Below are 14,113 nucleotides of genomic sequence, written 5' to 3'. Positions count from 1 at the left end.
AGCCGGTTCCCGCTCCGGCTCCTACGACGGGGACGCGGGCAGCTCGAAGCGGAACGCGCCCTGGCCGGTGCCGAGCCGGAGGCGGAGGCGGTCCGGGTGGGTGACGACGCGCAGGGCGAGCTGCGCGCAGCCCGGACAGCGGCCAGTGAGGCCGGGTTCGGGGCCGTGGACGTGCAACTGGCCGACCGAGGAAGCGGCGTCGCGGTCCGGGCATGTCCACCAGGCCGTGGTGGGGTCGAGCGCGAAGTCCTGGGCGAGCGGGTCGGTAAGGCAGTTGCCGTGGAGGTGGTGGGCAGGTCGCTGGTTCACGGTGGTGTCCCTCGGTCGCGGGGGAGGAGGGCGTCCGGTGTGCGCGGCTCAGCCGAGACGTTCGGTGCGGGTGGAGCCCGGCAGGCGTCCGCGGGACTGGACGAGGGCGGTGGCGTGCTCGACGAAGCCGGTCGGCCCGCAGACGTCTGCGCCTCCCGCGCGGTCAGCCGTGCCCGGCGCCAGCCGACGGCGGAACCGCGGCCGGTGGTGGGGGGCGCTCTCGCGTCGCTCCAGTGGCGCTGCTCGCGCCAGGGGTCGCCGTACGCGTGGTAGCCAGCCCGCTCCCAGAAGCCCGGCTCGTCGTCGTTGGAGTTCGCCCACCCGCTCTCCCCGCACCACGGCGGTACCGCCCGGCTGCTGATCCGGCACCTGTACTTCTCCAAGTCCGCCACATGGGTGCCCCGTTTCACGGTCATCGTGTCTCCTTGACGGCCTGACCGGTAAGGACGGGCGCCGGGACGGAGCCAGCGCGCCGACCCCCGGAGGCGCGGGGCGACCCCCGCCCCCGGCCGGTGGATCAGTCGGCCGGGGGCGGGGTGCGGTTAGCCGTCGTGCAGGGCCGTGCGCAGTGCGTCGATGGCGAGTTTGCGCGCGACGTTCGCCGCGCGGGTGTCGCGGAGGCTGTCCAGGAGCAGGAAGTCGTGGACCATGCCAGCGACGCGGACCGAGGTGACGTCGACGCCCGCCTCGCGGAGCCTGTTGGCGTACTTCTCGCCCTCGTCGCGCAGGACGTCCGCCTCGTCGGTGATGACCAGGGTCGTGGGCAGGCCCCTGAGCTGGTCGAGAGTCGACCGCAGCGGAGACGCGTAGTGCTGCATCCGCTCCTCGGGATCGGTGGTGTACGCGTCCCAGAACCACTTCATGCCGTCGCGCGTGAGGTAGTAGCCCTCGGCGAACTGCAGGTACGACGGCGTGTCGAAGTCGGCGTCGGTCACCGGGTAGAGCAGGACCTGGGCCTTCAGGTCGAGGCCGTCTTCGCGCTCCTTGTTCATCAGCGCGAAGACGGCGGACATGCACCCGCCGACGGACTCGCCGGTGACCGCCACGCGCGAAGTGTCCATGTCGTGGTCGGCGCCGTTCTTCCGCACCCACTGGCCCACCGCGTAGTTCTGCTCCACCTGCGTGGGGTACTTCGCCTCCGGCGCCCGGTCGTACACCGGGAAGACGCCCACCGCGCCCGCGCCGACGACGAGTTCGCGGAAGAGGCGGTCATGAGTTTTGTCGTCGCCGAAGACCCATCCGGCGCCGTGGATGTAGAAGACCACGGGCAGCGGACCTGTGGCGCCCTTCGGGCGGATGATGCGGGTGCGGACCGTACCCCAATCGCCCGCGTCCACCTCCACCCACTCCTCGTCGACCTCCGGACGCGGCACTCCCTCGCCACTCTGCAGGCCCAGCAGGATGTCGCGGCCCTGCTCCGGGGGAACCTCGTAGATCCGCGGGTGAGGGTCGGTGGCCTCGGCCAGTTCCTTCGCGGCCGGTTCGAGATAGGGCGTGACGGGCGGGGGAAGCTGCGTCATTCTGCTCTCCAGACGTGTGTGGCCCCGGGGACGGGGCACGGTCCCCCCTGGCGATCTCCCCGGGATTCATGGTGCCCGCTGTGGGCGGCGGCGCAAGCCGACGTCCGGTCCGGGGAGACGGTGGCGGAGACGAGGCGTCCGTCCCCGAGTGCGGACGCCTGGTCTTCGCGGTACCGAAGGTCATGCGCGAGCGGGGCGCGTCTCAGTGGGCGGTCCACCGGCCCCCGGCCGTGTGCGCGGCATGGGCCGACGGCATCGACGGGGCGACAGCTATGGGCCCGCGCCGGGTCGAAACGGTCGAGGTCCATCACCCTTCGTCCAGACGGCAGCGGAGTCCCCGACGAGTTCGGCCGGTCCGTCCTCGCTGGCGCACCACGGGACACGGGCAGCCCACGACAAGACCGTCTTCGGAAGGATGGCTGCCCCGGCGTCGACGGCGTGCTCGACCACCGCGAGCACCGAGTCGCCGGGAAGTCGGTGGCGGGTGTGTCACAGGAGGATGACGGTGCGCTCGCCGGGTGCGTCCTGGTGGGTCCAGGCCGCCTCGACCTGGTCGAGCGGGAACGGGTGCGGGCGCACCGCCATGCCGTTCGCGGCGATCGCGGCGACGAGTTCGGTGAACTCCCGCCGCATGACCCGCGTGTCCACCGAGCCGAAGCCGCTGCCCAGGACGCGGAAGGCGTTGGAGCGCAGGGCGTGCCCTGACAGGGTGATCGCGTCTCCGCCCGTGCCGCCGATCTGCACCCAGTCGAGCAGGCGGGTGTGCTGGGTACGTGCTCCGAGGACGGCGCGCATCGCGAGTTCGGTGGGCGGCCCCCACACGTAGTCGAGGACCACGTCGACCTCTGCCGCGGCCTCGGCGAGCGCGGCCGTGGTGGCGTCGTCGTCGGGGACGAGCCGGACTACGGCGTCCGCGCCTTGGCCCGTGAGTTCGTCGAGGCGGGTGCGGTTGCGTCCGGCGGCGATCACCCGCGCCGCGCCGAGGTGCTTGGCGACCTTGACGGCCATCGAGCCCGCGTTGCCGGTGGCGCCGTGCACCAGGACCGACTGCCCCGCCCGGAACGGGACGCGCGTGCGCAGCGCGGTCCATGAGGACAGGGCGGGGTTCATGGTGGCGGCCAGGAGTGCGGGATCGGTTCCGTCCGGGACCGGGACGACGGCGCCCGGATCGATGGCGATGCGCTCGGCCAGGGTGCCAGCGCCCATGACCATGACGTAGCCGAGGCTGCCGTCCGCCCGGCGGACGACGGCGTCGGCACCCGCCAGGGCGGGCAGTGTCCTGGGACTGGTGTAGTGCTTGCCAGCGGCGATGCCGCGGGTGGCGGGGTGCACACCGACGGCGAGGACGTCCACCAGTTCCTGACCGGGGGCGGCCTCGGGGGCGGGGACGGAGCGGAAGTGCGGCGGCTCGTCGAAGGACTCCACGAGCGCGGCATTGATCAAGGACATGGGCGTTTCCTCCGTGTGGCACACGGCACCGATAAGATACTGCGCCGTTTCTTGTGGTTCCGAGCGTACGGACGCAAGTTAAGATACGCAAGCGAATCTAAAAGGGCGAAGAAATCTCATGAAAATGGACATAGGGGGTCGCGGTGAGTGAGCGGCGCACGGAGAGCACTCCCACCCGGCGCAGGGGCGCCACCCTGGAGAACGCGATCACCGATGCCGCCTGGGAGGTGCTGGTCGAACTGGGCTACAGCGGCTTCACCTACGAGGCCATCGCAGCACGCGCCGGAACCAGCAAGCCGGTGCTCTACCGGCGCTGGCCGCAGCGTGAGGACCTCCTCATCGCCACACTCACCCGGCACTGGCGTCCCCTGGACATCCCCGACACCGGCAGCCTCCGGCAAGACGCCCTCACCCTCCTGCGCACGGTCAACGCCGAGCGGGCCCGTACGGTGATACTCCTGCGCGTCCAGTTGGCGGACTACTTCCGCGAGACCGGCACCAACTTCGGCGACCTGCGCAGCCGCCTGCGCCCCGGGGACCAGAGGCCCCCCTTCGCGACGCTCGTCGACCGCGCCGTCGAGCGCGGCGAGCTGACGGACGTACCGCGTTCCGATCGCGTGGTGAACTTGCCCTTCGACCTGGTGCGCCACGACATGCTGATGGCCATGGCCGAGGTGCCGGACGAGAACATCGTCGAGATCGTGGACACGGTGTGGCTCCCGCTGCTCGGCGTCTCACCCCACGGCACGCGAGCAGGACAGTGAGCGGGCGGCTCGGGCGCTGCTCCGCCGTCAGGACGGTTCGGGCGGGTTGATGGTGCGGGGGGTCACCAGGCCGGTGTCGTAGGCGAGGATGACCGCCTGTACCCGGTCCCGCAGGTGGAATTTCTCAAGGATGTGGGCGATGTGGGTCTTCACCGTCGTCTCGCCGATCTTCAGCTCCGCGGCGATCTCCGCGTTGGACAGTCCACGGGCGAGAGTGCGCAGGACGTCCAACTCGCGGCCGGTCAGGGTGTCCAGGCGCGGTGGGACGGCGGGCGGGGTCTCGGAGGGCAGGCGGGCGAAGCGGTCGAGCAGGCGGCGGGTGACGCGCGGTGCGAGCACGGCCTCGCCCGCGGTCACCGTGCGGATGGCCGCCACCAGGGAGTCGGCCGGACCGTCCTTGACGAGGAAGCTGCTCGCGCCCGCGCGCAGGGCGTCGACGACGTGCTCGTCCAGGTCGAACGTGGTGAGGATGATGACCCGGCTGGGCAGCCCGCTCCCGGCGATCAGGCGGGTCGCCTCGACGCCGTCCATGCCGGGCATCCGGATGTCCATGAGGACGACGTCGGGTGACAGCCTCCGGGTCTCCTCGACGGCCTGCTGACCGTCGGCCGCCTCACCCACGACGTCGATGTCCGGCTCGGCCTCGAGGATGTACCGGAAACCGGTGCGGATCATCGGCTGGTCGTCAGCCAGCAGGACGCTGATGGACCCCATGGTGTGCGGTTCCTCCGGTGTTCGTGGTGCCGTCCGGCTCGGGCAGGTGAAGGACGGCGTGCACGCAGTATCCGCCGCCGGGCCGCGGGCCGGTGTGGAGGGTGCCGCCCGTCGCGGCGATCCGCTCCCTCATGCCCAGCAGACCATGACCGGGACCGCCGGGGGACACGGGCGCCCGGACCGCCGGGGCCGGGCCCGCGCCGACCGGGCCGTCGTCGCAGACGCGGACGTGCAGCCGCTCGGGTTCCTCGTCCCACAGCAGCCGCACCCGGGTACGGGTCGCGCCAGCGTGCTTGACCGTGTTGGTCAGCGCCTCCTGCACGATGCGGTACACCGTCAGGTGGTACCCCGCGGGCAGCTCGACCGGCGTGCCGGACACCTCGTAGTCCGCCCGAAGACCCGTGGCGCGCACGGCGTCGAGGAGGGCGGGCAGGGCGTCGATGGTCGGCTGCGGAGGCTCCTTGGACGGTGCCGCCCCGGTGTCCTCGTCGGTGCGCAGGACGTCCAGCAGGCGGCGCAGCTCGGTGACGGTGGCCCGGCCCGTCTGCTCGACGGTGGCGTGCAGTTCGTGGGCCTTGTCGGGGGAGCGGTCCTGGACGCGGTCGGCCGCGATGGTCTGCACGACCATGAGGCTCACGTTGTGGGCCACGATGTCGTGCAGTTCGCGGGCGATCCGGGCCCGCTCCCGCATCACCGCGGCCCGCGCGTTGGCGGCCTGTTCGCGCTCCAGGGCGGCGGCGCGCCGCATCGCCTCGTCCCGTACGGCCGCCCGCGCCCGGGAGAGCCGACCCAGCGCCCAGGCCGCCAGCAGGAGCACGGCGTCGGTGAGCAGGGCGGCGAGCCGGTGCCCCGCCGGGGCGAGGACGGCCTCCGCCACGGCGCTCGACGGGATGAACACGGCGGCCACGAAGGTCGTCACCCGCGGCGCGCAGCGTACGGCGGTGAGGAACACGGCAGCCGCGAGGGCCAGGTACGTGGGCCCGATCGAGGTGCCGTCGGGCCCGGCGAGCTGGGGGACGTAGGAGAGGTGCTGGAGCGTGCCGGACGCGACGGCCATCACCAGCAGGCTCGCCAGCGGCACCATGCGGTGCACGGCGAGGGGGAGGGTCGACAGCAGCGCCAGCGCGAGCCACCAGCCGTCCGGCGACCGCAGGTCCGCCCCTCCGGGCGGGACCGCCGCGGGCAGGGCCAGGCACGTGGCCGCCGTGAGGACGGCCAGCGCCCCATCCGTCACCGCGCCCGGCACCGGGCGGCTCGCGAAGGACCCCCACACTCTCATGTCCGCAACCCTAAAGCCGCCGCTCATCAGTGCTCACCTCCTCAGGTGGGAACCACGGGGGCGGGCTTCCTCCTCCGGGTCCTCCTCCCCAAGGAGGAGACGCCGTTCCCGGCGAGGTGCTGGATGCCGTCGGCTCTCCTTCGGCCGGAGGAGGCCCGAACCCCTCTCACCCGGCAGGCGGAGCGGCCGGTTCGGCGTGCGGGCGGAGGCTGGGGGCGTCGCGACCCGGTGCACTGGAAGGACCCCAACATCCTCCCCTCGACGTGAGGTTCCACCATGTTCCGAGTGCGCGGCCGGGAACCGGTTCCCGGCGATCCGATCGGCATCGATCCCACCCGCGCGGCCGTACGGCTGACCCAGGTGACCAAGGAGTACGGCCGCGGGCCCGCCAAGGTCACCGCACTCGACGACGTCAGCATCGGCGTCGCCGCTGGCAGCTTCACCGCCGTCATGGGCCCCTCCGGGTCGGGCAAGAGCACCTTCCTGCACTGCGCCGCCGGGCTTGACCGGCCGACGTCCGGCACCGTGCGGCTCGGCGGGCAGGACCTCGGCGAGCTGAACGAAACCCAGCTCACCCGCTTCCGACGGACCCGCATCGGCTTCGTCTTCCAGGCCTTCAACCTGCTGCCCTCCCTCACCGTCGAGCAGAACATCACCCTGCCGCTGCGCCTCGCCGACGCGGGCACCGACCACGACACCGTGCACGGCGTCACCGCCGCGGTCGGACTCACGGGCCTGCTCGGCCGCCGCCCCGCTGAGCTGTCCGGCGGACAGCAGCAACGGGTCGCCATCGCCCGCGCCCTCATCACCCGCCCCGAGGTGATCTTCGCGGACGAGCCGACCGGCGCCCTCGACCCCGACACCGCCGAGGACATCCTCGCGCTGCTCCGGCGGGCCGTCACCGACCTGCACCAGACCGTCGTGATGGTCACCCATGACCCGGCGGCGGCGCAGCACACCGACCAGGTCGTCCTGCTGGCCTCCGGACGCGTGGTCAGCCGCGTGGACGCGCCCTCCGTCCCGCGCATCAAGGACGCCATGGCCCGACTGCGGAGGACCCGCTGATGCTGCGCATCGCCCTCGCCACCCTGCGCACCCGCGCCGGAGCCTTCGCGGCCACCTTCACCGCGCTCCTCCTGGGAGCGGCCGTGATCAGCGCCTGCGGGATCCTCCTGGAATCGGGGCTGCGTTCGGCCGTTCCACCCGAGCGGTACGCCAAGGCCCCCGTCATCGTCGCTGGCGGACAGGACGTCGACCTCCAGGTGAAGTCCGCCGACGGATCCTCCTACCGAAGCTCCCAGCCCCTGTCGGAACGGCCACGGCTCGACGCCTCCCTGGCCGCCGACCTCGCCGCGGTGGACGGGGTCGCCTCCGTCGTGCCCGACCGCGCCACCACCGTCCGCCTGCTCGCCGGGGAACGGACCGTCACCGGCGCCAACGGCGCCGTACCGCGGGCGCACACCTGGCAGAGCCGGGCACTGGGCGGCTTCGCCCTCACCGAGGGCCACGGCCCCCGGGGCACCCGCGAGGTCGTCCTGGACGGCGACCTCGCGGCCCGCGCCGGGGTGCGCACCGGTGACAGCGTCCGGCTGATGGCCTCCTCCGCCCCGCTCACCTTCCGGGTGGCCGGACTGGTGGCCCTCGACGGGGACCGCTCGCCCCGGCAGGCGGTGGTGTTCGCCTCCGCCGCCGCGCTGGAACGGCTCGCGCCCCGTTCCGGCGCCAGCGTCGACGCCTTCGGCGTCCTCACCCGGCCGGGCGCCGACACCTCCGAGGTGGCGTCGGCGGTCGAACGGGTGCTGGCAGGGCGTCAGGCCGCGGTGTACACCGGCGACGACCGGGGGAAGGCGGAGTTCACCGACATCGCCGTGGGCGCCGCCAACCTGGTCCAGCTCTCCACCGCCATCGGCGGGAACGTCCTGCTGGTGGCCGTGTTCGTGCTGTGCGCCACCACCGCCCTCGCCGTCCGCCACCGCCGCCGCGAGATGGCTCTGCTGCGCGCGATCGGCACCACCCCCGGCCAGCTCCGCCGCATGATCGCGGCGGAGTCCGCGGCCGCCGCTCTGGTCGCGGGCGTGCTCGGCTGCCCGCTCGGCATGGGCGTCGTCCACTGGCTCAGCGGCCAGTTCGCCGGACGCGGCCTGGTCCCGCCGGACTTCCGGCCGGTCGTGGGCCCGCTTCCCTTCCTGGCCGCGGTGGCCGCCACCGTCCTGACCGCGGTGGTCTCCGCCCTGGTCGCGGCCCGCGGCGCGACGCGTGTCCGCCCGACCGAGGCGTTGCGGGAGGCGTCGGCCGAACCCGCCCGGCTCGGCCGCGGACGGCTGGTCACCGGCGGTGTCCTGCTCGTGCTGGCGGTGTCCGTGCTCGGGCTGGGCCTCGGTTACCGCACCGACTTCATGACCCTGGTCGGACTGGCCAACTCCCTGGTCCTGGTGCTCGTCATCGCCGCCGCCGTCCTCGGCCCGCTCGTCACCCGGGCCGCGATGGCGCTGCTGTCGCCCCTCCTGGGCCGCACGGGCGTCACCGGCTGGCTCGCCGCGGCCAACTCCCGCGCCCGCGCCGCCCGGACCGCCGCCGCCGTCACCCCGCTGCTGCTGGCGGTGTCCTTCGCCGCGACGGTCGTCTTCACCCAGACCACCCAGCTCCAGCAGGCCGCGGACGACATCCGCACCGGCACGCTCGCCAACCACGTCATCGACGCCCCCCAGGGCATGTCACCCCACCTCGCCGAGCGCGCCGCGCACCTGCCCGGGGTGACGGCCGCCACCGGTGTCGTACGCTCCAAGGCCATCGGCGTGGGCAGCCTGCTGGGTGAGGAGGAGACCGTCTCCCTGAGCGCCCAGGGCCTCAAGCCCTCCGCCCTGGCCGACACCGTCGACCTGGACGTCCGGGAGGGAGAGCTGTCCGCCCTGGGCCCCGACACCGTGGCCGTCAGTACGACGGCGGCCTCCTGGCTGGGACTCGGCGTCGGAGACCGGGCGCGGCTCCACCTCGGGGACGGCACGCCCTTCACCGGCGAGGTCGTCGCCGTCTACGGACGCGGACTCGGCTTCGCCGACCTCACCTTCGAACACGACCTGCTGCTGGCCCACACCACCGCGCACGCCGACCAGTCGGTGCTGATCCGCTCGGCGCCGGACGCCGCGCCCCGACTCCGCGAGCTGGCCGCCGGTTACCCCGGCACCACCGTGCGCGGCACGCTCGCCGCCGACGCCCACATCGCCGAGCAGCGGGCGCTGGCCTGGGTGAACTACGTCGTCGTCGGCGTCATCATCGCCTACACCGCCCTCACGGTCGTCAACACCCAGGCGATGAACACGGCGACGCGCAGGCGGGAGTTCGCGCTGTTGCGACTGACCGGCACGACCCGGTCCCAGGTGCTGGGCATGATGCGGCGCGAGAGCGTCACGGTCGCCGCCGTCGGGGGAGTCCTGGGCACCCTGCTGTCGGTGCCGCCGCTGGCCCTGGTCGCCCTGGCGCTCACCGGCACTCCCGTGCCGACCGTGCCGGTGCTGGGCTGGCTCACGATCGTCGGATCGACGGCGCTGCTGGCGGTGGCGGGAGCGATGCTGCCGACCCGGCTGATGCTCCGGGCCCCGGCGGTGGAGGCGATCGGCGCCAAGGAGTGACGGCCGCACCGGAAGCGGGGCGGCGTCCGAAGGATGGGACGGTCTCAGGATGTGACAGAGCTGGCGCTTCCCCGGGGCGGCGTGCCCTGCTCGGCACCCCGGGAAGCGCCGTAGCGTCCAGCAGGCCCCTCAGGCCGTGGTCCACTGTTGGTTGTCGCGGCCGTTGCACTCCCACAGCACGACCTCGGTGCCCGACGCCCCACCGAAGAGGTCCAGGCACTTGCCGGACGCCACCGACAGCAGGCTGCCCGACGAGAGGGTGAAGAGCTGTCCCGGCAGGCCGGAGCACCCCGACATCACCACCGGCGTCCGGTCGGCGTTCCGGCCGTCGGGCACCGTCGCACACAGGTCACCCGAGCGCAGGTTCCCGTCCGCCAGTACCCACTTCTGGGCGGGGGAGGAGACACACGGGCTGACCACCAGGCCGCCCCGCTGAGCGGTCAGGCATCCGCCCGACGCGGCCACGCGCAGGAGGGTGGCCGCCGAAGCGACCGCCCCTTCCGCGGGCCGCGTCGCTGTCGGGGCCGCCGACGCGGTGGGCGTGACCGACTGCTGCGACGGCGAGGCGGCAGCGGACTCAGGGCGGCTGCCGCGGGCCGTGTCCGTCGTCGCGGCGGCCGGCTCCCGTGACGCCTGAGGGGCGCCACTGGTGGCGGACTCTCCCGCTCCCGCGTCCTGGTGCGTGCCGACCTGCGGACGGTCTGTGTCCTGGGGAGCGGCATGGGGATCGCCGTCGCCGACGGCTGCGGTGATCACCAGAGCCGTCGCCATGCCGATGCAGACCGCTCCGGCGACCGTCAGCACCCCGGGGCGAGCCAGGGCCCAGCGCAGCGCGGCAGCGACCCGGTGGCGTGGCGACGCCACCCGCCCGGCCCCGGGCGACGGCATGTCCGCTTGGTCCGCCCCCTCCTGCTCTTCCGTCGGGGTGGATCGGTGGGCTGCCGCGGCACGAGCCAGGGCGGCGCGCGCGACGGCTGCCTTGGCGGGGTCCAGCCGTGTCGACGCGGACTCCCGGGCGGTTCGACCGCTCGCTGAACCTGACTGAGTGGGCTCACGCTTGTCCAACATGACGTGCGAGGTGCTTTCGTGTCGGTGACTGTCATACCGCCGGTGACAACGCCCCCTGCGACCCCAGCCGACTGCCGTCAGGCCGGGGCGCAGGGGGCGATGGGCGCCACGTCAGTGTGATCCGGGCCGCTCCGATCACGCATCGGTGAGCAGCACCTACGTCGGACTCACGTCGATCAGGAGGCGTTGGCCATGATGTGGTCGCGGGAGGCCGCGACCTCACCGCGCAGCGCCTCGATGTCGACGTCGAGCAGTTGGCCGTTCCACTTGCGGACCTGCCCGGCGACGAAGACCGTGTCGATGTTGCGGGCGTCCGAGCCGAGGACCACGGTGCCCACCGCGTCGTTGAGCGGCATGTTGTTGACGTCCTCGGCACGGATGACCAGCAGGTCGGCCTGCTTGCCCACCGTGATCGAGCCCGTCACGTCCCCCAACCCGTTGGTGCGGGCCCCCTGGAGGGTCGCGAAGTCCAGCACGTCGTGCACGCCGATCCGGGACGGCTCCCGCTCGGTTCCGTACACGGCGTTGACCGCCCGCATACGCTGGATGGCGTGCAGGGCCCGCATCTGCGTGAACATGTCGCTGGCCAGCGCCACCTCCACGTCGATGCTCAGGCCGGGACGCACGCCGACGGCGAGGGCCTCGTCCACCGCCGGGATCGCGCTCTCCAGACCGATCTGCGCGTCGGACGTGGGCGCCAGGGCGACCGTCGTTCCGGTGGCGCCGATCGCCTGCCACGCCTCGCCGGTCAGGCCGGTGGAGTGGATGAGTGTGACGTCGGGACCCAGCAGGCCCGCCTCTTCCCAGGTCAGGATGGACTGGGAGGAAGCCGGACCGAAAACGGCGTCCACGCTCACCCCGACCCCCAACTCCGCCGCCGTACGGGCCAGTTCGGGTCCGTACGCCAGGGCGGGTCCGGCGATCTCGTCGGTGGCCAGACAGGCCAGCCGGAACGTCAGCAGCGGGCTGCCGTACTGGTCCCGCAGACGAGCCACATCGGTCGGCCACTGCTTGTCCCAGTCCCCGAAGTGCGGTGCCATGGCGGCGTGCACCCCGCGGATGCCGGTGTCCAGCAGCGCCTGCACCGCCGCGTCGGAGTGCTCGGCGGTACGGGAGTTGTGGGAGAAGTCCAGCATGGTGGTGACACCACCGTCCAGCGCCGTCAACGCCGCCAGCTTGGTGCCGACATACATGTCGACGGGCCGGTACACCGGTGCGATGCCCAGCAGCGTGCTGGTGACGTACCCGGCGAGGTCGTCGACGTCCGGCATGATCCGCCGTAGCTGCGCCTCCCAGGCGTGCCGGTGGGTGTCGACGAAACCCGGGGCGACGACGCAGCCGGACGCGTCGATGACCACCGCGTCGGCGATGGAGCCCCGCGCTCTCAGGTCCGGTCCCACGGCGGCGATCACGTTGCCCTGTATGAGCACGTCACCCTTGTCCAGGACACCGATGGCGGGATCCATGGAGACCACCGTGGCACCGGTCAGCAGGACCCGGCGATCGGGAGCGTCAGCGTCCTGGCGCAGTTGGGCGAGCAGCGACTGACGAGTGGCGTCGTCGAGGTACATGTGCGGCCTCCCATACCGAAGGGGGTGAGGCGCCCGCTGTGCGCGGGCCGATGACACCCGCACTCTCCGTCGCCGTCGACCTGCCAACCAGACCGGCGTTTTCCTGGGTGTACCGCACCCAGGAAGGGCGCCAGCGACGTGCTTGGCCCTCTGCCACCGGCTCGCTCGCGACCGCGCGCCGTCCGACGGACGAGAGCCTCTCGACAGCGCATGGACGGGGTCCCCGTCTGGCTTAGGCGATGTTTGCCGAGGTCTCACGCCGCCTCCCCGGTCAGACTCGTGGTGGGGAGGTGATGCCGGAGCAACGGGACCTGGCGTCACCAGGCGGGGGCGGCACTTTCCGCCCCCGCCACAAAGCGAAAGGTTTGCCCAGTGGCACGCATCGCCGTGATCGGCGCAGGCATCACCGGCATGGCTGTGGCGCTCTTTCTGGCGCGCGGCAATCACGAAGTCACCCTGTGCGAACGGGAGGAGCGCTCGGTCACCGGCCGCATCGACGAGGACTTCTTCGCCTGGCAGCGGCCCCGCGCACCCCAGGCGATACAGCCGCACGCGCTGCTCAGCCCGGCTCGTGAGGTCCTGCGGGCCGAGGCGCCCGATGTCTACGACCATCTGCGGCGGTTGGGCGCCTGGGAGCAGCACGAACTCGACTGGTTCGACCCGCGCCCCGCCTATCGCGCGGGCGACGAGCACCTGGTGCTCGTCCGCACACGGCGCGTCCTGCTGGAGACCGCCCTGCGCTCAGCAGTGGACTCCCAGCGCAACGTGCGCCTCCCGCAAGGCGCCCGGGTGCGTGGGCTGCGAACCCGGCGCGCCCCCGGTCAGCCACCTCAGGTAACGGGAGTCACGCTCGCGGGCGGTCAGTTGGACGCCGACCTGGTCGTGGACGCGGCAGGACGACGCTCGCCCGTCGGAGGCTGGCTGGACGCCCTTGACGCGCGGCCGCCGACGAGCGAGCGGCACCGCGTCGGCATGGCCTATGCCTGCCGCTGGTACCGCATGTCTCCGGGCACGCGACCCGCCAGCCGCACTCCCTACACCTCGGCCTCTCCCTACGCGTTGAGCATCGCGTTCCCCTCGGACAACGATCTGCTGGGCGTGGCACTGGTGTGCCCCACCAACGACCCCACGCTGCCCGCCCTGAAAGATCCCGACGTCTTCGACGCCCTCGCCGCCCTGTTCCCGTCCTCGGGGACCTGGCTCGCCGAGGGCGCCAAGCCGATGGACGGCGTGCACATCATGGCTGGCCTCGACAACCAGTGGAGCCCCACCGCGGACGAGCGAGGCCCCCACGTCACCGGTCTCGTCCGGGCGGGCGACGCCCTCGTCCACACGAACCCCACGCTCACCCAGGGCATAACCCTCGGGCTCTGGGCCGCTCAGCGGATCGCGGCCACCGCGGATGCCGTGGCCTACCCCCACGTCTACGCGGACGCCTACGGCCGCTGGGCCGAGCGCGTCCTCAAACCCTGGTACGACGTTCAGGTAACCGCCGACCGAGACACTCAGGCGCGGCTCTCAGGGGCCGCGACCCCACCGGTGGACGACGACGAAGGCCGACTGAAGGCGGCACGCTTCGCCTGCGCGCTCGATGATCCCGTGGTCATGCGCGCCTGGGCACGCGCCCGCCACATGCTGGCCAAGCCCGAGGAGGCGTTCGGCACCGACGAGGTACGTGGGCGTGTGACGCGGTGGCTCGCGGCACGGTCCGGCACGCTTCCGCGTCCGACCGGGCCGTCCAGGGAGGAGTGGGAGAAGATCGTCCGCGATCGGAGCCGTCCTCGCCCGCAGGGGTTCTGACGACGTCTGA

Annotated in this window: 11 protein-coding genes and 1 pseudogene; 4 read left to right on the top strand and 8 right to left on the bottom strand. The window is 72.7% G+C overall.

Translation table 11 applies throughout. From position 1 onward, the window contains the following. Nucleotides 1-21 precede the first annotated feature (21 nt). The 4 genes and pseudogenes from ACFQZ6_RS01075 to ACFQZ6_RS01060 all read right to left on the bottom strand — a co-directional run bounded on the left by ACFQZ6_RS01075 (nucleotide 22) and on the right by ACFQZ6_RS01060 (nucleotide 3,278). Nucleotides 22-309 (bottom strand): DUF6510 family protein, encoded by a 288-nt coding sequence (locus tag ACFQZ6_RS01075; protein ID WP_381604426.1) that lies wholly within the window; start codon nucleotides 307-309, stop codon nucleotides 22-24. A 224-nt stretch (nucleotides 310-533) separates the two neighbouring features. Continuing rightward, a pseudogene (locus tag ACFQZ6_RS01070) lies at nucleotides 534-614 on the bottom strand (molybdopterin-dependent oxidoreductase); the annotation flags it as partial. A 237-nt stretch (nucleotides 615-851) separates the two neighbouring features. Then, nucleotides 852-1,829, bottom strand: a complete 978-nt coding sequence (locus ACFQZ6_RS01065; protein ID WP_381604425.1) for an alpha/beta hydrolase — start codon at nucleotides 1,827-1,829, stop codon at nucleotides 852-854. A gap of 489 nt (nucleotides 1,830-2,318) precedes the next feature. After that, nucleotides 2,319-3,278: a quinone oxidoreductase family protein gene (locus tag ACFQZ6_RS01060; protein ID WP_381604424.1), complete on the bottom strand. Its 960-nt coding sequence runs from the start codon at nucleotides 3,276-3,278 to the stop codon at nucleotides 2,319-2,321. A gap of 143 nt (nucleotides 3,279-3,421) precedes the next feature. On the opposite strand from ACFQZ6_RS01060, the gene ACFQZ6_RS01055 reads away from it, so the two are divergent. After that, entirely contained in the window at nucleotides 3,422-4,042 is a 621-nt protein-coding gene (locus ACFQZ6_RS01055; RefSeq protein WP_381604423.1) for a TetR/AcrR family transcriptional regulator, read from the top strand. Nucleotides 4,043-4,069: 27 nt separating this feature from the next. Here the strand turns inward: ACFQZ6_RS01055 and ACFQZ6_RS01050 are convergent, their stop codons facing one another. Both ACFQZ6_RS01050 and ACFQZ6_RS01045 read right to left on the bottom strand, forming a co-directional pair. Beyond that, nucleotides 4,070-4,756, bottom strand: a complete 687-nt coding sequence (locus tag ACFQZ6_RS01050; protein ID WP_381604422.1) for a response regulator — start codon at nucleotides 4,754-4,756, stop codon at nucleotides 4,070-4,072. Further along, complete coding sequence (locus tag ACFQZ6_RS01045) at nucleotides 4,728-6,035, bottom strand: sensor histidine kinase (protein ID WP_381604421.1); 1,308 nt, start codon at nucleotides 6,033-6,035, stop codon at nucleotides 4,728-4,730. The genes ACFQZ6_RS01050 and ACFQZ6_RS01045 overlap by 29 nt, the downstream gene beginning before the upstream one ends. 276 nt (nucleotides 6,036-6,311) lie before the next feature. Between ACFQZ6_RS01045 and ACFQZ6_RS01040 the strand changes: the two genes are divergently transcribed. Together ACFQZ6_RS01040 and ACFQZ6_RS01035 are read left to right on the top strand one after the other, a co-directional pair. Continuing rightward, nucleotides 6,312-7,100: an ABC transporter ATP-binding protein gene (locus tag ACFQZ6_RS01040; RefSeq protein ID WP_381604420.1), complete on the top strand. Its 789-nt coding sequence runs from the start codon at nucleotides 6,312-6,314 to the stop codon at nucleotides 7,098-7,100. Next, nucleotides 7,100-9,664 (top strand): FtsX-like permease family protein, encoded by a 2,565-nt coding sequence (locus tag ACFQZ6_RS01035; protein ID WP_381604419.1) that lies wholly within the window; start codon nucleotides 7,100-7,102, stop codon nucleotides 9,662-9,664. Before ACFQZ6_RS01040 ends, ACFQZ6_RS01035 begins: the two co-directional genes overlap by 1 nt. Before the next feature lie 129 nt (nucleotides 9,665-9,793). On the opposite strand, the gene ACFQZ6_RS01030 is transcribed toward ACFQZ6_RS01035, so the two are convergent. Then, nucleotides 9,794-10,552, bottom strand: a complete 759-nt coding sequence (locus tag ACFQZ6_RS01030; protein WP_381604418.1) for an RICIN domain-containing protein — start codon at nucleotides 10,550-10,552, stop codon at nucleotides 9,794-9,796. A gap of 356 nt (nucleotides 10,553-10,908) precedes the next feature. Further along, nucleotides 10,909-12,303: an amidohydrolase family protein gene (locus ACFQZ6_RS01025; protein ID WP_381604417.1), complete on the bottom strand. Its 1,395-nt coding sequence runs from the start codon at nucleotides 12,301-12,303 to the stop codon at nucleotides 10,909-10,911. Between the two features lie 372 nt (nucleotides 12,304-12,675). Here ACFQZ6_RS01025 and ACFQZ6_RS01020 point away from each other — a divergent pair, with 372 nt between their 5' ends. Beyond that, nucleotides 12,676-14,103: an FAD-dependent oxidoreductase gene (locus tag ACFQZ6_RS01020; RefSeq protein WP_381604416.1), complete on the top strand. Its 1,428-nt coding sequence runs from the start codon at nucleotides 12,676-12,678 to the stop codon at nucleotides 14,101-14,103. Nucleotides 14,104-14,113 lie beyond the last annotated feature (10 nt).

This window comes from Streptomyces flavalbus (assembly GCF_042674625.1).
Classification (GTDB): domain Bacteria; phylum Actinomycetota; class Actinomycetes; order Streptomycetales; family Streptomycetaceae; genus Streptomyces; species Streptomyces flavalbus.
Note: the sequence above shows the minus strand (reverse complement) of the source record. Positions and strands in the feature narration are given on the sequence as shown.